Consider the following 19501-nt stretch of genomic DNA (forward strand, 5'->3'; position numbering starts at 1 on the left):
AGTGTTTTAATAAATAAAAGCTCCGCAATATTGCGGAGCTTTTTTATTTTTACACCATGCAGAGCTTTATAAAAGATGTAGTACAAGAAGTAATAAAGAATAACCCAGATACTGGTAACGTAGTTTTTATTCTACCCAGTAAACGTGCAGGTGTTTTTCTCAAAAAAATACTAGCACAATCTCTCACCAAAACAGTACTTGCTCCAGAAATTTACAGTATTGAAGATTTCATTGAAAAGGTCTCTAACCTGGTTACCGCAAATACGACCACACAATTATTTGAACTCTATAATGCCTATTTGAAAGTGGGCGATTATGAAAAGGAATCCTTTGATTCTTTTTTAAAATGGGGACAAATACTTTTACAGGATTTTAATGAAGTAGACCGTTACTTAGTTGACGCATCTACACTTTACCAAAATGTTGCCGCTATACAAGAGGTCAACCACTGGTCATTGAACCCGGATAATTCTGAGATGATAGAAAACTATCTTCATTTCTGGAGATATTTAGAAGGTATATACAATCAATTTAATAACAGCTTACTTGAGCAAGGTCTAGGGCATCAGGGCCTCATTTATAAAACCTCGGTTTCAGAATTACCCAACTACCTCAGCACTACCAATAAAAAACATATATTCTTAGGTTTCAATGCTCTTAACACTGCAGAGAGTATACTGATCCAAACTATTCTGGAAAAAACAGATGCTTCTATTTATTGGGATATTGATCCTTACTTTTTAAAAGACAACATTCATGATGCAGGTTTTTTTATACGCAACTATAAAAACTCTTGGAATATTTTAAAAGACAAGCCTCTTGCAGGGCTTACCAATTACTACAATACCAAAAAGAATATTGAGATTATTGGTGTACCTAAAAATATCTCCCAAGTAAATTATGTGGGTGATTTGCTGTATAAAATTCAGAACGAATCTCCAGACTCTTTACGTAACGCCGCTATTGTTTTGGGTAATGAAGAATTACTGAACCCGCTGTTGAATTCTATTCCTGACAATATTCCGGCTACGAACATCACCATGGGACAAAAGCTAGAATCTACTACATTAGCCAGCTTTTTCACCAACCTTATGGAGTTTCACGAACAAAAGACTGAAAAAGGATGGTTCTACAAGCATTTACTAAATCTTTTGACACACTCCTATGCCGTACTACTATTTGATGCCAACGAAGTCTCAACAGAGCGTTTAGTTTCAAAAATCAAAACAAATAACTGGTCATATATTACCAATACCCAAATACGTGAGCTATTGCCGGAACATGCGGCTATTCATTTACTTTTTGAAGATGTAAAGAATAATCCGAATAGGCTTATAGATAACTTTCTAGCACTTATTCAATCCATCAGAACTATAGAAGTTGTAAAACAGAACTCCCTTTTATTAGAACAGCTTTATAAATTCTTTACGCTATTTAATCAGCTAAAAGATTTATGTACAAGTTTTTCGTACATCAACAATCTTAAAAGTCTTAAACATTTATTTAGCCAATTATTGAGTTCAGAAACTTTAGATTTTCAAGGAAACCCAATTGAAGGCATTCAAATTATGGGAATGTTAGAAAGTAGATTGTTAGATTTTGAAACTATTATCATTACTTCTGTAAATGAGGGCGTATTACCATCGGGTAAATCCAATAATTCGTTTATTCCGTTCGACCTAAAAATTAAAAACGGATTACCAACCTATAAAGAGAAAGACGCGGTATATACCTATCACTTCTACCGTCTGTTACAACGTGCTAAAAACGTATATGTTCTTTACAATACGGAACCAGATGCCTTGGAAGGTGGCGAACGTAGTAGATTAATTACTCAGCTGCTAACCGATGATAATAGAACCGATATAAAGTCTTTTATTGCAACACCAACTATTCAGCCCATTACCAAAGAAATAGAACAGGTTGAAAAGACAAGTAGCTTAGTAGCTCTTATCCAAGAGAAAGCTAGAAAAGGGTTCTCACCAAGTTCACTGAGTAATTATATTAGAAACCCAATAGATTTCTACAAGCAAAACTTATTGAATATAAATGAGGTTATGCAAGTAGAGGAAACGTTGGCGCCCAATACCTTTGGTACCATTGTACATGATAGTTTAGAAGAACTATACACTCCGCTTGTTGGCAAAACACTTACTGAAGAATCATTAAACGCCATACGAAAGAACGTATCTACTTCCGTAGCCAGAAATTTTGAAAAAACATATAAGGAAGGAAATATCAGTTCAGGCAAAAACTATATTTCTTTTCATGTTATCCTAAAATATATACAGACATTTATTGATGCCGAAATAACCGCTATAAAAGATCATAGCATAAAAATCATTGCCCTAGAACAAGAACTATCTGTACCGCTCACAGTACCAGGTTTAGATTTCCCTATTATTTTAAAAGGAAAGTTAGACCGTGTTGATGAGTACGATGGAATAACACGCATCATAGATTACAAAACAGGAAAAGTAGAACGCCGTAATGTTGAATTAATGGATTGGGATATTTTGACCGATGAATATCAGTTTAGCAAAGCGTTTCAATTACTTTGCTACGGATTGATGTTTTTTAAAACCCATCCCGCAGAAAACCTATCTATACAAGCCGGAATTATATCTCTTAAGAATTTTGCCGAGGGCACTTTGTTATTCGCACAAAAAGAATCTGCCCGAGGTCCCAAAAATCACATCATAAACAATGAAGTCATTTCTAATTTCGAGCAGATTCTTGGTCAGTTGATTACAGAAATATGCAACCCTGACATTCCGTTTACAGAGAAAGAAGTGTAATACTATTTCTTATCTGGTCTGGTAGGCCTTACCTCAATTTTACTAGGTAAGGTTCTTTCGTTCATTTGTAATAAGTCTAACACCAATTCACCAATATCTTCCGGTTGAATTTTCCAAGCATCTTTTTCATCTGGCTCATTATTATTAAAATGTGTGGACACCGATCCTGGCATTATGGTAGATACTTTAATTCCATATTGTCTTAAATCTAACATTGCGGCTTGTGTAAAACCTACCACGCCAAATTTAGAAGCATTATACCCTGCACCTTGAGCAAAGAAATTAGTACCTGCCAAACTCGCTAGGGTAATATAATATCCTTCTGTTTTTTTAAGGGACTCTACAGAAGCTTTTAAGGTATGAAAAGCACCGTTTAAATTAGTATCTATCATTTGGTGCCATTCATCATCCGTCATTTTATCAATAGGCGCAAAGTTACCAACTCCGGCATTTGCCAAGACCACATCTACTTGACCCCATTTATCCATTATTTTAGAAACGGCATTCTTCTCATCCGCCATTTTTGCCACGTTAGACACAATACCTAAAACAGCATCATCGTCAAAATCTTTCAACGCTTTATCTACACTTTCTTGAGAACGCCCACTAATGGCAACTCTCATGCCTTGTTTCAATAATGTTTGAGCTACTGCAAATCCTATTCCCTTGGTGCCTCCTGTGATATAGGCTACTTTATTTTTTAAATCTTTCATCGTTCAAATTTTAATAATACCACAAGTTAGCGATTCTCTATTTTTTTTGTTGTCCTTTTAGATTAAGATTTAACGGTTTTGATTTGTTATATTTAACTACAACTTAATACTCAACAATGAACAGAATTATCGTTTGGTCTATAACCGTGGCGCTTGCAGGTTTTTTATTTGGATTTGATACCGTAGTCATATCAGGTGCAAACGAACCCATTAAAGAATTATGGAATACATCTCCTCTATTTCACGGTACTTTCATAATGAGTATGGCTCTTTGGGGTACTGTTGTAGGCTCTCTTTTTGGAGGTATACCTACCAAAAACTTAGGTCGTAAAAAGACCTTACTCTGGGTTGGTGTTCTATTCTTGGTTTCTGCACTAGGTTCTGCCTTGGCCCAAGACCCATATTCGTTCTCTGTATTTCGTTTTATTGGTGGTGTGGGTGTTGGTATCTCATCTGTTGCAGCACCTATTTATATCTCTGAGATTACATCAAAAGAGAATCGTGGTAAGCTTGGCGGACTCTACCAGTTCTGGTTGGTTTTCGGTATTTTACTTGCTTTTGTTTCTAACTGGTTGCTAAAAGGATTCGATGGAGTAAATGACTGGCGTTGGATGTTGGGCGTAGAAGCTATACCCGCATTTATATATACCTTAATGGTATTTACCGTACCAGAAAGCCCCAGATGGTTGGCGCTACACAAAAAAGATGATGCCAGTGCATTGAAAATATTAGAGATTATTTACTCAAAAGAAAAAGCGGCACAGCAGCTGACAGAGATAAAAACGGACCTTAAACATACTACTAAAAGCGAAAAACTATTTCAAAAGAAATATTCTAAAGTGTTATGGCTGGCTTTCTTTATCGCATTTTTCAATCAGCTTTCGGGTATTAACTTTGTACTGTACTATGCTCCTGAAATACTAGAACAGGCAGGGCTGGGAGGCAAGGAGTCTCTTTTTAATTCTATTGCCATTGGTATTGTCAACCTAGTATTCACCTTTATTGGAATACGCTTGTTAGATAAATTGGGCAGGCGCCAATTGATTATCATTGGGTCTATTGGCTACATTATAAGCCTGGTTATGGTAGGACTCTGCTTTCAGATGGATTTAGGGTCTACACTAACACTAACCTTCATCTGCACATTTGTTGCCTCTCATGCCATTGGGCAAGGTGCAGTAATATGGGTGTTTATCTCAGAGATATTCCCAAACAGCGTACGCGCTTACGGACAATCTTGGGGTGTTAGCGTTCATTGGGTATTTGCAGCGATTATTACATTGATCACTCCGTTTTTCTTAGATGCTACGGAAGGAGTATTAAAAGACCAAGTGTGGTATATCTACTACTTCTTCTGCGCAATGATGGTATTGCAACTTATTTGGGCACTTACCAAAATGCCCGAAACCAAAGGGGTTTCTTTAGAGGAATTGAGTAAGGAACTGGTGAAGGAATAGATAACCTATGCATCTACTTTAGGTCTCATAACCTCTTTTCTCAAGAAAAAGGCAATAGCAGCAAAAATGAAAAACAAAATCACTTTACCTGCCAGGTAACCAAAACCATATTCGGTAAGTCTGCTAAAGTCAGATATTAGAATACTGGCAATATTGATCAACATAAAAAAAGCAAAAACTGCAGCAATATAAAAGATGATTTTCTTCATGATTCGGAAATAATAAAAAGGGAGTTTGCTATGCAATCTCCCTTTTTGTAACTCAATTATTTAGTAACTGTAGTAGTTGTCGGTGTATAGATACCGAAAGTAATAGCTGAAACCAAACCATTTACAAATGTTTGTTTAGTTGTAACTGTGTAGTTCTCTGCACCACCGGCCATAGCCTTAGAATCAGATACACCTACAGGAGCCAAACCGTAAACCACGTAATGGTTCCATTCAGTTGTTTGGCTGTTACCTTGTGCACCACTACCTACAACACTTGTGTAAGAATAACATGATGTTAATAAAATTGATGAAGCAAAAGCAATTGCCATCATTTTCATTGAATTTTTCATTCTTTTAAAATTTAAAATTAAATATGTATAAAATCACCCACTTTGAGCCTTGACAACGAAGTATTTACATAGTATTTCATAAATTTTACTGGGGGAACAAAACTATTCGCAACTACTTATCTAAAAGTTAAAGGAAAGAATTTACCGTGTATCCTTTCTTACATTAAAAGGTAAGTTATAGATTGAATTTTACCCTATAATGCTTACTAGTTGATGCTTAATATGTTGTAAAAAAAATAGTTTAAAGGTTTCAATATCTGAACATATAAAAACTATGTTTTAAGCATATAAACCATGAGAATTATACTTCTTCCAATATTGAATTTCCATTAGATTTATCACCAGAGGTCCACTGCCAAGTTTCATGGAGTCTTATTTTTCCATTATCCATGATTTCGGGTTTTGAGACACAACTACCCGTCATTAATTCACCCTTTGTATTCACTTGGTGATATCGCATTTCAATGGTACCGTCTGAAGCTACCAGACCTATTAAGTGACCTTCTACAATCTGCCCGCCACTGTATTTAGAGGTTACAATTGTGTCTTTTTGTTTGTACTTAAAAAGTGTCTCTGCCGATGTTTCTCCGTTATCAGAATTGGATACTGGTCTAAATATTTTGTTGTTATAATTCATTGTGCTTCTTCCTCTTAGTATCCTACTTGACTTTTAGTTCAAATTATAACTTTCACGATATGCTGACGGACTAACACCTTCTTTCTTCTTGAACAGCCTTGAGAAATAGTGCGGATATTCAAAACCCAATTCATAAGCAACCTCAGCAATACTCTTATGAGGTTGCAACAACATATTTTTAGCCTGGTCTATTAAATACAATTGCAAATGCTCGGTTGTAGTTTTACCAGTTTCTTTTTTTAAAGTATCACTAAGGTAGCGCTGAGAAACGGCCATATTATTTGCTATCTGCTCAATACTCGGAATTCCATTTTCCTGTAATTGACCTGTTTCAAAATACGTTGATAACTGTGCGTTAAATTGCTCTAACAAGTTGTTTGACAATTCCTTTCTGTTAAGAAACTGCCTTTCATAAAAACGATTGGCATATTTTAATAGAGTACTTAATTGAGAGATGATAATATCTTTACTGAACTCATCTTGATTGTTTTGATATTCTATATCGATATTTTCTACAATGGATTCCATCTGTTTTTCCTCCTTTGGCGAAAGGTGCAGTGCCTCGTTCACCGAATACGAAAAGAAACCATATTTTTTGATCTGATGCGCCAACTCGGTCCCTTTTAAAAAATCTTCATGAAAATTAATGGAGAATCCTTTTTGGTCATACACCACGCTACTGTCCCATTGTAATACTTGCCTAGGTGCTATACAAATCAAAGCGCCATTAGTGAAATCATAGGTTGTTCTACCATAGTTTAAATCTCCTTTTACAATTTTCTTTAGACTTATAGAATAACAATCGTTTGTAATTGGCGGCGAACTTTCTTTTGGGCAAGGCAAAAATCCTTCTCCCTTTACAGAAAATACACTGAACATAGGGTGCTCGGGACCTGGAAGTTCCAAATAATCTATGTATGCCGATAAGGTTTTAAAATGCTGCATATTATGTATTCATTTCTTTTGCTGCCAGTTGTAACTGCTTATTATACCCGTCTATTCTTGCATGTGCCGTACCGTCTACTAACAATATAACGACCAACATAGCAATGGTCGTTATCATGCTTGCTCTCCAAATTGGGCTGCTAACCAACAATAGAACCAATGCACAGGCCATAATGATTATCGGTATTGCGGTAAAAACTATAGTGTCATATTCTTTTAAAGTAGCTTGGGCTCTTTCCAATTCAGCATCTACAAAAGCAGCTGCATCTGTATGGTACGCTTTTTCAAATTGTGTAATTCTTGATCTATTGGTAAAAAACAAACCCAGTCCAATGATTAGAAGCAAGCAACCTGCTACTAATGTTGGTATAATGTAGGCTCTTGCCATTTCTGTCTTTCCTAGTTGCCAGAACCCAATACTCGCCACTAAAAATGCCATGCCGAATAGCATGAAAAACGGAGTGGAAAAAAGTTCGGCCTTTGCCCAATCTGTTGCTGCTTTTAAAATATCCATAGCTGATGTTTTAAAGTATTATACTGAGGTTATTTACTAATTTACAAATTCCAGGTTATACCTGTTTCCTTTTCCGATAACTCCCAAAGCCTTTCCATAACCGCTTTGTCTTTGGCATGTGGCTCAAGCTTGCACTCACCTACCGGACCTGTCCAATAATTTTTACCAGTTGGACCGTAAAAAGCCTCTTGATCCAAATCTGGTTCTGTAGCACACATAATTTCTGGGTACGCCCCTTTCTCTGCAGATTGTACCATGGGTGTCAATTTCATGATCTGCCACATAAACCTGGTCAACAAGCTACCACTGGTTTTAATAAGCGATGTAGATGAAGCTCCTGGATGGCAGGCGTATGCCTTAACATTTGTTTTACCTGCCCTTTTCAATCTATCCTGTAATTCATAAACCGTCATCATTTGCGCCAGTTTGCTTTGACTGTACACTGCATTCGGATTATAATTCTTGTCCCAGTTCATATCATCGAACTGTATGGTCTTAATGCCCATATTATACCCCATACTGCCAACGGTAACTATACGCCCATTTGATTCCTCTAAACGCGGGTATAACAAAGCCTGCAATAAAAAATTACCGTAGTGGTTTACCCCTAACTGACTTTCAAAACCGTCTTCTGTAAAGGTTTGCTTGGGCACTTGGGCAATGGCGGCATTACATAACAATGCATCTATTTGTGGTACGGTTCTTAGCACCTCATCTGCAGCTTTTTTTACGGATGCCAACGATGCCAAGTCCATTTCTATATTGCTTACCGGTATGGCACTACCCAATTCTTCTTGTAGGGTTGTTATGGTATCTGCAGCCTTTTTTGGGTTACGGTTCAACATCACCACTTTTGCGCCTTTAGACAGCAGTATTCTTGCCGCCTCAAAACCGGTACCACTGGTAGTACCCGTAATTAAGAATGTTTTGCCTTTAAGGCTTTTTATTCTAGCGGGTGTCCACCCTTGTTTGCCAAATTGTGTTGTACTCATATCGCCTATTTTTTAAATGTCTAAAAGAATAGGACAAAGGTAAAATGAGAAATGGCGTATTGCCTTACACACATTTTCGAATGTTGTGTACTTTTTGGTGGGGATTCGTTTGTTAGTGGGATGGTGAATTTGAAATTTACAGTTAAATCCCTTCAATTTTACCAAAAACATCACCTGGTGTCAAGGCTATTTTCTTATCACAGATCCATATAATTTTGCCTTCAGAGGCACTTTCGAATTCCATAACAATGTTATCATTACCTATTTCGCAAATTACATCTTGTGGCTTAACCCCATCGCCTACTTTTACATTCCATTTATCTAAGACGAGATTCTTTTCATCTCCCAAATCTGGAACTACAAAAACACGCACTTCTCCTGTTTTCAGTTCTAAAGGGATGAACTTACTAGCTTCAAGGTCTTCAAATTGTTTAGACCTATTAGTATTAAAAAGCTTAGCTAAATATGCTTCTATTATTTTTATCAAATTGTATATGGTTTACTATTAAGATGAATTTATTTAAGCTAGTTCTTCAGAGACAACCTCAACAGTATCACCATTGGTATTTGTTGCCCATATTTGCAATGTGTCATAACCATTTCGTTTTGCACTCTCAAATTCTATTTTAGTGCCGTCAATGAGTTCTAAAAACCCATTCTCATCTACATCTTCCCTAAACTCATCTTCGTAATCAATACCATTGTAAGTGCTTATGGTTAGCTCAAAAACTTCATTGCCATTACTGTCTTTATACAGATGTTCTAATGGTCTATTGATAATTTGTTCTTGCGTAAAAGTATCGCAAAACATGGCATTATACCCGTGTTTACAACCATCGAACAATAGTATTTCTTCACCAGACTCTACATTGACCGCAAATACTAAAGCTGGTGCAAAATTTGTCTCCACTATTAGGTTGTTATAATCTTCGTGAAGCTCACCGTAGTATTTTATTTTGAATTTAGTATTTCCTGATGAAGATTTCAATTTTCTACGCCATTCATGCGAATGCAGTTCTTTTGGGTTTTCTATAAGCTCTGTAAGACCATCAAGAAATGTGGGTCCTGACATGCCGTTGTCTGTGTTTAAGACATCCGACTTGTTACTCCCTTTTTTAAACAAATCGAAAATTCCCATTATTTAATTTTTATTTGTTTTACCACAGAAGTAAGGGGTATTGCAAAAACACCGTCATCATTTAATAAGAAAACTATATCCTTGGTCTTTCCTATTAGTTTACCCTTCTTTATTTCATTATCCACTAGAGTAATAGAAATATCTCTTTGATTGGATATTTTTTTCTTAGTGTACTTACCGTAGAAACCTGCAGATAAAAACAAGTAAATCATAAAGCTCATTACTATAATGGTAATTCTGTATTCTTTAAACCACTTCTTTTTATCACTACCAAAATTCATTTTTGAATATGATCTAGGCCATTTTTTTAGCCATAGATAATCAATGTAAAACAGTATAGAAATAATCAGTGTAGATGCTGCTACAAAAAGGATGATGTATAAATCTGCAAAGGGAGCTATTAAAAAATCAAATACATCTGCGTAATCAAAAATGTTTATGCCAAATTCAGCATACTTTTTATAATTAAAAATCATACCTATACCAACAGCCAACAGATAACACACTGTAAGTACAGTTTGTATTTCCTTTATAATTAACTCATAGGTATCTCTTATTAAGCCTTCTTTCATTATCTAAAAATAAGGATTAAGGTTAAACCAAGTGCTTTGATTCCTATAGAAACTCAATATTCATCACCATACCGTATTTGAAGATTTGGGTTTTCTTTTCTCCACTTTTCTAATTCAAGCTTATTTATTCTGTTGCCAAACAGCTCTACACATTTCAGTTTCTTTAGCTTATTCAGTTTGGCTATTTCATTTGAGACGGTCAGTTTGTTCATTGATAAATCTAGATATTCTAGATTTTTGAGTCTGTACAAATCTTCGGGTAAGGTTTTAATATCTAGGTCATATAACGTTAGTTGTTCAAGACCTTCAAGTTCTAATAATTCTGGTGGTATGGTTCTAAACGGTGGTTCGTCTATATATTGGTCTATTGCGCTCAGTGGAGGATAAATAGCCCAACCTTCTAAACTATCAACGTAGATTTCTAATTTCTTTGCATTCTTTAATTGCCCAACCTCTTTGGGTATCTGATCTAACCCATATTTAGATAGCTCAATGAACACCTGTTCTTGATTTTCTAGATCTTTAAAAAGGTGATTAGGCTGACAAGAGAAGATTAAAATTAGTAGTGTAATTAGGGTTAGAGTTTTCATTTTTCGTAGAAATTTAAAAAAGCAATCTGTTACTTCATAGTACGGGTCTTTTCGCTGTAGTTGGCGGTTTAGTTTTCGTAAAGTCTAATTATTTACTCAATGCTTTTAAAATTCGTTCTTCGTTAATTACAATATCCCTAAATAATACATGAGGAAATTCAGTGTAGTTGGATTCCTTAAAAGATTCTAAAATATTTGATAATGTTGATGCCGTTAATAGTGATAAGTTCATCTCCGTATCCATTTCGCAATCTGTAACAAAATCGTCACTAAATTCTGGAGCAACCAATAAAATCTTAACAATTCGTAGATTATTTTTCAATGCTAATTTTTGATAGGACTTTAATTGTCTTGAAACCGTGCTGAACTTATTATAAACTCTTTCCTTGCTAGTTTTGCATTCAACAATAATAATCTCATCATTTCCTAAATTTAAAAGAATATCTATCATATCCTTTTGTGTATTAATTTTACTTTTCAAAGCTTCATCGACATCAAAACCTAAACCTTTAAAAATTACTTTCGTCAATTCTTCAAACTTTGATCCTAATTCACTTTCTTTTACGGTGATGCCATTTTCCTTTAGAACATTCAAATCTCTAAAAGCTACATTAGAGTAGTTTTCCAAATAAAGATTTTCAACATCTTTGTAATGCTCTAAAATATTTAATATATCGTCTCCTCTTTGTTTAATTCCATTATCCTTAATAAACTTAGTTAAATCAGATTTACTTATTAAGTCAAGAATATCTCTAGGTTTGATGTTATAGTCCAATAGGTAATCCCCTTTTAGAACAAACTCTTCTTGTAGTTCAAATTGAGTTCTAATTTCTTTATTTAATTTCGGTAATGATTGGTTTAGCTCTACCAGCATTTTATCAAATCCATCCAAAGAAATACCTACTTTTTCGTCACGCTCTACATTTTCAAAATGTTGAATTAAACTACCTATTTTATCTTCTAAAACACTTCCTTTTAGATTTTCAATATTTAAGCCTTTCTCACACAATTCATTTAGAGTTTTCTTTTTTTCGGTCAAAGTACTTCCCGGTTTATAAATATCTTCTGAAAGCAAATTGGTGAAAGAAATTCCCTCTTTTATAATTTCCTCTATTTTTTGTGCAGATGATAATTTTCTATCAATATTATGATTCCTTGCAATTTGATTTATTATAGGTTCTCGCAGCAATTTTAATGTTCTTCTATAAAACTTAGTAGCAACTTCTTTTTTCCTAATGTTTCTTAATAATCTAACCATTTCATCTGCTACATAAATGGTGTTTTCTTTGTTAGAATAAAATATTACGCCAATATTTTTAAGACTTTTAATTACTTCCTGAATGTCCAATTTCTTAATTGGGATAATGGAATAATTAATAAGTTTCACTTCTTCTTGAGAAAGACCCAGTTGCTTTCCTAAAGTTAATATTATAGAAAGTTCATCTGACGTTATTTTAGCATCTCTATTATTTTCTATATCATTCTGATAAGCTGTTTGCAAGCATGATTTATAAATTCTATAATCTCTTTTTCTAGCTGAACTCAAATCGGACTTCTCATCTTCAAAATCTGCATTTAAAACTTTGATTCTACCTTTTAAATTTTTTATTTCCGTTTCATATAATCTTGAGAGCCAATCTTGCTTCATAATACAATTACCATCACGAATTATTATATCTATTAAAATATCTAATTGTGATGTTATTTCCTGAAACTCACATTCTATGTAACCCCTAAATTCTGAAGATGTTAAATTAAATATCCTGGAAATATTTTGATTATCAACAGATTTCAAACCTTTATCCGAGGAGCTTAAAATCTTATCAATTTCCTTTGCGTTTGTTGGATTTTTAGATATGATATTATCAATAATCTTAATAAATGAATTCTTTTCAATAGATCCTAACTTATCTAATATTTTCTCTAGTTTCATAATACTTGATACCTACTTGTTATAATTAATTCTGGAATAAATAATGCGACAGTAAAAAATTTAAACTCTAAAACGGCAAGGGGAAGTAGTGTTTTAGAACCGACTAGAAAGGTAGTATTTTTCTTTAATGTAGCATTACGGGTAACCGTAAAAGAAAAGTTCGAGGTACAAAATAGTTAGGAGTTAGGAGTTAGGAGTTAGGAGTTAGGAGTTAGGAGTTAGGAGTTAGGAGTTAGGAGTTAGGAGTTAGGAGTTAGGAGAAAAAATAGTATTAAGTACTGATTACAAAGTATTAAGTAAATTATTTTTAAAATAACATCTAAGTACTTCGTACTTATTACTATAAACTAAACCACTACCTATATTCTGGGTTTTCGAACTCCCACCGTTTACCATCATCCCATTCGGTACGGCTATTCCCGTAGTTTGGTTAGCTGTTATTGTCTTTCATCATTCTGGCTAAATGTAACAGGTTATAGGTCATAAAAGTGGTGTTTCTATTGGTAAAATCACTATCAAAACCTACGGGTTCTTTAAAACCTGAAGAAAATATTTAATTTTGAAATCGTAATTATGTAGTAGGCTGTATTAAAAACAAACAAGGTTAAAAGAACTTGATTATGAAAAGTTGCTTTTAACCTCGATTATCATAGCTGTACCACATATAGTAGTCTCAACTTCTTAATAGGTGCTATTTAATCTCCATCAGTATCGTTAAAAGTTACTACAATATTGGCCGCACTTGACAAATCTGTTTTAAGCAAACCTATAATGGTTTGCAGATCTGTTCTAAGGGTTTCAAGCGCAGTAACATCGGACACCAAAACATCTTCAATAGCGCCATCCATAGCTTCTAAATCGCTCATAGCCACAACAAAGGCTTCTTGCAATGCGGTATCGATTTCAGGTCGGTTTAAAACTTCTAAAATATAATCTTCTAACCCAAAACCTGATTGGCCTTCATACTCACCCAAATAACTATTGTACAATGTATTTAGGTTTACGATCAAGGCTTCTTTACTGGTTCTGCTCCTATACGCTTCAAAATAGGTTACAGCATCTGTCTCAGCATTTAGCGCTTCTTCTATTTTAGTGCCTTTCATGCTTTCTAGCGAAGCAATAATTGCATTGACCACTTGGTTCTGGCTTCCATTTACACCAGTCTCTAAATTGCTTTTAAAGCTAGGTTCTACCCCTTCCCAAAAGGTTTGTAAAAAGACGGCTTGTTCCGCTAAATTCTCTATTAATGCCAACAAGTACTGCATACGTCTTTCGGCATGTTCAGCTGTGGTCAATTCAGCTAGTACAACGGCGTTGGTATCATGAAACAACAAATATTCAATAGCACTGTACCCTTTTGTATTTGCCCCAACACTTGATACAAAATCACTGTTCAATGTTTCTTCGCCTGCAATATTCTCTTCCAATGCCTCATCATTTGTAGGCCATTGATTAATTCTGGTATGTATAAATGAGCTCTGAATGGCACCTAGGTTAAATACTTCATTACTCTTCCAGTTTAAAAAAGCGGTTTTCCAAGCATTTTGCAACGCCACTAGCTCAGTTTCCGTAACATTAGCTCCAAAGGCTAAACTTTGAGTTACCAAATTATTCAAAACTGCCACATGTGCCGCCTGGTTTACCTCTATCTGATAATCGTATAAATTGGATACCTGTAGGCTACGACCTTCTTCTACAGCTAACAATGCTGGTTCATCAATAGTTACACCATCATCATTACCGCAAGAAAGTGTGAACAATACCACAACTACATATAAAATTGTCTTTTTCATCATCTTAAAGTGTATTCAAAAACTGAATAATTTTGTTTCTTTCTTCTATAGAAAGCTTCTTAAATTTTTCTTTTGAAGCTAAAGCTTCCCCACCATGCCATAATATGGCCTCTTCTATATTTCTGGCTCTACCGTCATGCAATAGATTGGTATGGCCGTTTACTGTTTCAATTAATCCTATACCCCACAATGGCGGCGTTCTCCATTCATTGCCATTAGCATCAAAATCGGGCAGACCGTCCGCTAGCCCATCTCCCATATCATGCAACAACATATCAGTATAAGGGCGAATGGTCTGGTATGCCAATGCCTCTATTTCATAAGCGCCCGTCTCCAACTTTGGTATGTGGCATTTAGCACAGTCTATACTTACAAACAACTCTTTACCCTCTAACACATTTTGATCATCTACATCCCTTCTTTCTGGTACGGATAGCGATGCGGCATAAAAAGTGACGTTTTCTAAGTTATCATCTGGAATTTCTGGTGTTCCACCATTTGGGTAATTATCACAATCTAAAGGATCAGGACAGTTTTCATTAGGAAATAGAGATGATGTTATGCCCAAATCACCAGAAAATGCGGCGGCTACTTGTTGCTTAATATTAGGTTGATTGGCTTTCCAACCAAAACGACCTATGACCTTGCTACCCGTTTCTACATCATAAACCACATTAGTTTTACCGGAAATACCATCACCATCGGCATCATTAGGATCGGCAAAGCTCAACAAAGTTGCTTCTGGTATAGCATCTAAAAGACCCAAGCCTATCATTTGATTGGCCACTCTGGGCGATATTCTCGTAGCTGCACTTAAACCTCCATAACTTAGACCGGTAAACGAATATTCCGGCACCTGTAAAGATATTTCTGTACCATCGGCATAGCTTTCGATCAATGGTGTATAGGTTATAATAATAGTACCTTCTTTATCTACACTTAAAATAGAATTGTCTTGAAATTGCGTGCCGTAAATGGGATCGCCTATATTTTCTCCATTTTCAGTGGTTTGCAAAAGACCCAAACGAAGCAAAAGACCACTAGAAAACTCACCGTCATACTCCGGCGGTCTTCCTCTACCATCTTTAAAATGGCAACCAGAGCAATTTCTTGCATTAAAAAAAGGACCAAGACCATCTCTAGCGGTGGTAGACGCCGGTGCAGTAACCCAACTCTGGTTGAAAAGCGAGTTGCCCACCCCAAAGGTTACACGCTCATCGAACGTTAGATCTGGGGAAGCAAAACCAAACGCTTCCGCAGAAAAATTAGAAGATGAAGTGGTGCCGCCAGAAAGCTCTTCACCTTCTTCTGCCATTAAGGGAACAATTACCTCATCTTTACCACAAGAGGTAACCATAATTACCAGCAGACATAAAATCGTTATTGAAATTCTGTTCATTTTATATAACAACAAAACTGGATTTTAAAAAATCCAGTTTTAATTTACAATTTTCTTATATAGGACAGTTTATCACAACCCTAGGTAGAATAAGCATTTAGCCATTATTTTTAATCAATATTAAGTGCAACTTTAGCTTCTAAAAGCTTGTCACCAAAAGCTACCAACGCCTGTACAGCTGTTTGTACCTTTGCACCTTCTACGCTAGACTCGCCATCAACAATCGCTAAATCAAAAGGATCTAATGTTGCATCAACATCAGTAACCGCAGTTGCCAATAAAGTATCTAATTCTGCTGCAAGATCCGCATCGGCCTCTTCAATCAAATCTTGTAAAGAGTTTCCATTTACACTACCGTAAACTCCAGTGTATACATTTACGATACCTGCCAAATTCAATCTAATATCTCTGTCAGTATTATCGCTAAAACATGAGTGCTCATCTTCTTGATCTTGGTTCTGTAAAGCTACCGCCATACGCTCAATAGCCAGCTCGCTTCTAGAAAGCTCAGCAATACTACTGATCATGTTATCTAAAGCTTCATCTTCATCTAAAGCCAAGAAGGTTGTTCTATAGTCACCGCTCCACTCATCGATAATAATTTGTAAGTGATCGGTCAACAAATCTGCTACGATCGCCAAATATGCTCTTCTACGATCTTGGTTGGCAGCCGTACCACCATCTACGAAATCTGTATATGTTCTTTGACCTGCTAAATTCTCTGATGGTGCCGTAAGATCTTGACCCCAAAGTAAAAATTCAATGGCATGGTAACCAATAGCAACATTTTCTTCACCGCCATTACCGTTTTCACCAGTTAGGCCTTCTTTAGTCAATGTTGGAAAATCTGCAAGGTTGTTGATAATACCGGCATCAACATCTCCTTCAACATAATCTATATATGCTTCGTCTAAAGGCCAAGAGTTTAAATACCCTTCAATTTCTTCGGTATCGCCCGTGTCTATAGGTCCGTTTGCAAAACGAAAAGCCTCTGAAGGACCATAGCTTTCCCTTGACGTTAACCAAGCTTCTTTGGCAGCGTTAAAATTATCTTCTGTTGGTGTTGCTACAAAATTGTCAATAGCAACTTTCAATGCTTCTGCATCTACCATGGCAGCTTGATAATTCGCCAATACCAAATCTGCATAATTTTCTATTACCGCTGATGACTCGATAGAATCGTCTATCACGACTTCTGATGTTGAATCATCATCTGATGAACAACCTATTAATGTTAGACCGATAAAACCTACAGCCAGAATAACTCTTTTCATTATATTTTATTTAGATTTATTTTAAATAGACGCCAAATCTAAATCATCACAAAGACATGAACAAGTTATTTTTAATTATTCTAAATTAACATAAGAAATTTAACATTTGGACTTAGTACTGCAATTTCTAATAAGAAAAGGAGCTGTATAGGTAAATAAATAATGTCTTTTTAATAATTTGGTCTTACCAAAAAGCATCACATAAAATAAGGGTATCATGCACAAGCTTCTTTTTACCATTTTCATTTTTTTCTCTCTTACTTCTGGGATTGCCCAAAACAGCTTTAAAGATGTATTTTCAAACTCCACAAGACCATCAAAAGACAACATACGTATTGAATTTCAAGACGCTAGAAATAACAAAACCTTTTTGCCTATTTCTGTACTAAAAGGAAAGAACGAAGGACCTGTATTTACCATTGTAGCCGGTGTACACGGGTTTGAATATCCACCAATTGTTGGTGTACAAGAGTTGTTAAACGAAATTGATGTCGATAAATTGAATGGAACCGTGATCATTATACCTATTGCAAATACCAGTTCGTTTTTTTCGCGAACCTCTATTGTAAATCCGCATGACCAAGTAAATTTAAATGGAGCCTTCCCTGGAAAATCTACGGGTAGCGTTACCCAAAAAATTGCGGATTTTATTACTACAACCATCATACCTGTAAGCGATGTTTTTATAGATATACATGGTGGTGGGGTCAATGAAGATTTGATTCCGTTTGCGCTTTTCTACGATAACCCTAATTACCCGGAACAAACAAAAAAAGCCAGGGAACTGACTGAGAACAGCGGATTTGAATATATAGTTTCATATCCTTTCTCTTTAAGGGACGATGAACCTGCAAAATATGTTTTTAAACAAGCCTCGCAAGATGGTAAAATAGCTTTGAGCTTTGAAAGTGGCAAATTGGGCAATGTACAGGAAGATGCGGTTAGCTTAATAAAAAATGGAGTCTATAATATGCTTGACGATATGGATATGTACGATAACGGAACCGGACCCCACGCCAACCTTATTCAGCTCAACAACCAAACCTATTTAAGCGCTACCGAAACAGGGCTTTTTTACAGCGACCATAACGCGGGAGATACCGTTAAAGAAGAGGATGTTGTAGGTTACATCACCAATGAATTTGGTGAAAAACTTAAGGAGTACAAAGCACATACATCGGGTATTATATTGTACAAAATCTCTACCCCACCCGTAAATATTGATGATACTTTAATGTGCATTAGTAAGCGTTTGTAAAAATATATCTATTGACTACTATTTTTGAAAATATAAACAATAGCATATAAAGAAAGCCCTCAAGAAAATGAGGGCTTTTTTACTTTTAACTATGTTGTAAATGAAGGTGTATTTAATTTCCAATATAAACTGCTTGATCACCAGAGTAATTTGTAAAATATAATAATCCATCTTCTTTAATCTGTACAACTAAATCTTGAGAACTGGTCTGGTTTACCGGGTAATTATCTGGGCTAGGTTGTATTGTAACCAATTGAACATTACCATTTCCAAGTAATTTAAAGTGTAATTGATATGCTACTCCGTCATACGTTTCATATGAAGTGGCAGTAAAATCTTTGTTGATGGATAAAAACACTTTATCCGTTCTTTCTTCATTTTCATTATTGATTTGTTCATAAGATAGAAAAGACCAATTACCCACAAACCTTCTATGATCCGTCATGTTCACCGTAGAATAAGACTCATTGGTGTCTGGAGAAAACTTTATAATATTAGAAGCGTCTAGATCTATATCCATTACTTCCCAATTACTTAATACTTTATCTTCTGTATAAATATCTACATAGTAACTCTTTTCTTGTAATTCTTCTGAAATTGATATTTTGCCCGTAGCGTCTATGTTACCGGAAAAAACAGCGTTTACTTCATTGAAATAATCTTCTTTAGAATCATATACCTTAACCATAAAGTCTGTATGATCATAATCATTTGAGTATTCCTCTACTTGACTTAAGTCTATTTGAATATTTATAGCGTTTAATTGTTCTTCTGCATCATCTGTGGCGCAACTAAATAAACAAACAACAAGTAGATAGACGAAAATAATTTTTTTCATGTTAATGATTTTCTTTTGGGGGTTGTACATATCATCAATAATCATGTACTAATAACTTTTTAATCACCCTGATATTGTATAGCTGAAAAAA

At 35.2% G+C, this 19501-nt stretch carries 19 protein-coding genes and 1 pseudogene; 3 read left to right on the forward strand and 17 right to left on the reverse strand.

What is annotated here, in order from left to right; genetic code table 11:
• Positions 1 to 56 precede the first annotated feature (56 nt).
• Entirely contained in the window at positions 57 to 2798 is a 2742-nt protein-coding gene (locus tag UH1x_RS07865) for a PD-(D/E)XK nuclease family protein (protein ID WP_482626070.1), read from the forward strand.
• A gap of 2 nt (positions 2799 to 2800) precedes the next feature.
• Here UH1x_RS07865 and UH1x_RS07870 read toward each other — a convergent pair whose 3' ends face one another.
• Positions 2801 to 3511, reverse strand: coding sequence for an SDR family oxidoreductase (locus UH1x_RS07870; protein ID WP_482626071.1), 711 nt, complete (start codon positions 3509 to 3511; stop codon positions 2801 to 2803).
• A gap of 116 nt (positions 3512 to 3627) precedes the next feature.
• Between UH1x_RS07870 and UH1x_RS07875 the strand changes: the two genes are divergently transcribed.
• Positions 3628 to 4968 (forward strand): sugar porter family MFS transporter, encoded by a 1341-nt coding sequence (locus UH1x_RS07875; RefSeq protein WP_482626072.1) that lies wholly within the window; start codon positions 3628 to 3630, stop codon positions 4966 to 4968.
• 5 nt (positions 4969 to 4973) lie between these two features.
• Here UH1x_RS07875 and UH1x_RS07880 read toward each other — a convergent pair whose 3' ends face one another.
• From UH1x_RS07880 to UH1x_RS07950, 15 genes and pseudogenes are all read right to left on the reverse strand, one after another.
• Positions 4974 to 5177 (reverse strand): hypothetical protein, encoded by a 204-nt coding sequence (locus UH1x_RS07880; protein ID WP_482626073.1) that lies wholly within the window; start codon positions 5175 to 5177, stop codon positions 4974 to 4976.
• Positions 5178 to 5233: 56 nt separating this feature from the next.
• Positions 5234 to 5527, reverse strand: a complete 294-nt coding sequence (locus UH1x_RS07885; RefSeq protein WP_482626074.1) for a Bor family protein — start codon at positions 5525 to 5527, stop codon at positions 5234 to 5236.
• Positions 5528 to 5828: 301 nt separating this feature from the next.
• Positions 5829 to 6164, reverse strand: coding sequence for an avidin-fold protein (locus tag UH1x_RS07890; RefSeq protein WP_482626075.1), 336 nt, complete (start codon positions 6162 to 6164; stop codon positions 5829 to 5831).
• Positions 6165 to 6197: 33 nt separating this feature from the next.
• Positions 6198 to 7109: a helix-turn-helix domain-containing protein gene (locus UH1x_RS07895; RefSeq protein WP_482626076.1), complete on the reverse strand. Its 912-nt coding sequence runs from the start codon at positions 7107 to 7109 to the stop codon at positions 6198 to 6200.
• A gap of 1 nt (position 7110) precedes the next feature.
• Positions 7111 to 7623 carry a hypothetical protein gene (locus tag UH1x_RS07900; RefSeq protein WP_482626077.1) on the reverse strand — a complete coding sequence of 171 codons (513 nt, stop codon included), beginning with the start codon at positions 7621 to 7623 and terminating at the stop codon, positions 7111 to 7113.
• A 41-nt stretch (positions 7624 to 7664) separates the two neighbouring features.
• Positions 7665 to 8615, reverse strand: coding sequence for an SDR family oxidoreductase (locus tag UH1x_RS07905; RefSeq protein WP_482626078.1), 951 nt, complete (start codon positions 8613 to 8615; stop codon positions 7665 to 7667).
• A 142-nt stretch (positions 8616 to 8757) separates the two neighbouring features.
• A complete protein-coding gene (locus UH1x_RS07910; RefSeq protein WP_482626079.1) occupies positions 8758 to 9102 on the reverse strand; it encodes a biotin/lipoyl-containing protein in 345 nt (114 codons plus the stop codon).
• A 33-nt stretch (positions 9103 to 9135) separates the two neighbouring features.
• Positions 9136 to 9753 carry a hypothetical protein gene (locus UH1x_RS07915; protein WP_482626080.1) on the reverse strand — a complete coding sequence of 206 codons (618 nt, stop codon included), beginning with the start codon at positions 9751 to 9753 and terminating at the stop codon, positions 9136 to 9138.
• Positions 9753 to 10325, reverse strand: a complete 573-nt coding sequence (locus UH1x_RS07920; RefSeq protein ID WP_482626081.1) for a hypothetical protein — start codon at positions 10323 to 10325, stop codon at positions 9753 to 9755. The genes UH1x_RS07915 and UH1x_RS07920 overlap by 1 nt, the downstream gene beginning before the upstream one ends.
• 53 nt (positions 10326 to 10378) lie before the next feature.
• The gene (locus UH1x_RS07925) at positions 10379 to 10915 is read right to left on the reverse strand and encodes a hypothetical protein (RefSeq protein WP_482626082.1); all 537 of its coding nucleotides are present in this window, start codon (positions 10913 to 10915) and stop codon (positions 10379 to 10381) included.
• A gap of 88 nt (positions 10916 to 11003) precedes the next feature.
• The gene (locus UH1x_RS07930; protein ID WP_482626083.1) at positions 11004 to 12848 is read right to left on the reverse strand and encodes a hypothetical protein; all 1845 of its coding nucleotides are present in this window, start codon (positions 12846 to 12848) and stop codon (positions 11004 to 11006) included.
• A gap of 355 nt (positions 12849 to 13203) precedes the next feature.
• Positions 13204 to 13377, reverse strand: a pseudogene (locus UH1x_RS07935) (flavodoxin family protein); the annotation flags it as partial.
• 166 nt (positions 13378 to 13543) lie between these two features.
• On the reverse strand, positions 13544 to 14641 hold the full coding sequence (locus UH1x_RS07940; protein WP_482626084.1) for an imelysin family protein: 1098 nt from the start codon (positions 14639 to 14641) through the stop codon (positions 13544 to 13546).
• 4 nt (positions 14642 to 14645) lie between these two features.
• Positions 14646 to 16040, reverse strand: coding sequence for a di-heme oxidoreductase family protein (locus UH1x_RS07945; protein ID WP_482626085.1), 1395 nt, complete (start codon positions 16038 to 16040; stop codon positions 14646 to 14648).
• Between the two features lie 110 nt (positions 16041 to 16150).
• A complete protein-coding gene (locus UH1x_RS07950) occupies positions 16151 to 17314 on the reverse strand; it encodes an imelysin family protein (protein ID WP_482626086.1) in 1164 nt (387 codons plus the stop codon).
• Between the two features lie 217 nt (positions 17315 to 17531).
• Between UH1x_RS07950 and UH1x_RS07955 the strand changes: the two genes are divergently transcribed.
• Complete coding sequence (locus UH1x_RS07955; protein ID WP_482626087.1) at positions 17532 to 18572, forward strand: succinylglutamate desuccinylase/aspartoacylase family protein; 1041 nt, start codon at positions 17532 to 17534, stop codon at positions 18570 to 18572.
• Between the two features lie 112 nt (positions 18573 to 18684).
• On the opposite strand, the gene UH1x_RS07960 is transcribed toward UH1x_RS07955, so the two are convergent.
• Positions 18685 to 19410 carry a hypothetical protein gene (locus tag UH1x_RS07960; protein WP_482626088.1) on the reverse strand — a complete coding sequence of 242 codons (726 nt, stop codon included), beginning with the start codon at positions 19408 to 19410 and terminating at the stop codon, positions 18685 to 18687.
• Positions 19411 to 19501: the final 91 nt, after the last annotated feature.

This window comes from Maribacter sp. UH1 (genome assembly GCF_056839145.1).

Coding starts and splice junctions, on each gene's coding strand:
- UH1x_RS07865 (WP_482626070.1), top strand. CDS start 57: ATGCAGAGCTTTATAAAAGATGTAGTACAAGAAGTAATAAAGAATAAC.
- UH1x_RS07870 (WP_482626071.1), bottom strand. CDS start 3,511: ATGAAAGATTTAAAAAATAAAGTAGCCTATATCACAGGAGGCACCAAG.
- UH1x_RS07875 (WP_482626072.1), top strand. CDS start 3,628: ATGAACAGAATTATCGTTTGGTCTATAACCGTGGCGCTTGCAGGTTTT.
- UH1x_RS07880 (WP_482626073.1), bottom strand. CDS start 5,177: ATGAAGAAAATCATCTTTTATATTGCTGCAGTTTTTGCTTTTTTTATG.
- UH1x_RS07885 (WP_482626074.1), bottom strand. CDS start 5,527: ATGAAAAATTCAATGAAAATGATGGCAATTGCTTTTGCTTCATCAATT.
- UH1x_RS07890 (WP_482626075.1), bottom strand. CDS start 6,164: ATGAATTATAACAACAAAATATTTAGACCAGTATCCAATTCTGATAAC.
- UH1x_RS07895 (WP_482626076.1), bottom strand. CDS start 7,109: ATGCAGCATTTTAAAACCTTATCGGCATACATAGATTATTTGGAACTT.
- UH1x_RS07900 (WP_482626077.1), bottom strand. CDS start 7,623: ATGGATATTTTAAAAGCAGCAACAGATTGGGCAAAGGCCGAACTTTTT.
- UH1x_RS07905 (WP_482626078.1), bottom strand. CDS start 8,615: ATGAGTACAACACAATTTGGCAAACAAGGGTGGACACCCGCTAGAATA.
- UH1x_RS07915 (WP_482626080.1), bottom strand. CDS start 9,753: ATGGGAATTTTCGATTTGTTTAAAAAAGGGAGTAACAAGTCGGATGTC.
- UH1x_RS07920 (WP_482626081.1), bottom strand. CDS start 10,325: ATGAAAGAAGGCTTAATAAGAGATACCTATGAGTTAATTATAAAGGAA.
- UH1x_RS07925 (WP_482626082.1), bottom strand. CDS start 10,915: ATGAAAACTCTAACCCTAATTACACTACTAATTTTAATCTTCTCTTGT.
- UH1x_RS07930 (WP_482626083.1), bottom strand. CDS start 12,848: ATGAAACTAGAGAAAATATTAGATAAGTTAGGATCTATTGAAAAGAAT.
- UH1x_RS07940 (WP_482626084.1), bottom strand. CDS start 14,641: ATGAAAAAGACAATTTTATATGTAGTTGTGGTATTGTTCACACTTTCT.
- UH1x_RS07945 (WP_482626085.1), bottom strand. CDS start 16,040: ATGAACAGAATTTCAATAACGATTTTATGTCTGCTGGTAATTATGGTT.
- UH1x_RS07950 (WP_482626086.1), bottom strand. CDS start 17,314: ATGAAAAGAGTTATTCTGGCTGTAGGTTTTATCGGTCTAACATTAATA.
- UH1x_RS07955 (WP_482626087.1), top strand. CDS start 17,532: ATGCACAAGCTTCTTTTTACCATTTTCATTTTTTTCTCTCTTACTTCT.
- UH1x_RS07960 (WP_482626088.1), bottom strand. CDS start 19,410: ATGAAAAAAATTATTTTCGTCTATCTACTTGTTGTTTGTTTATTTAGT.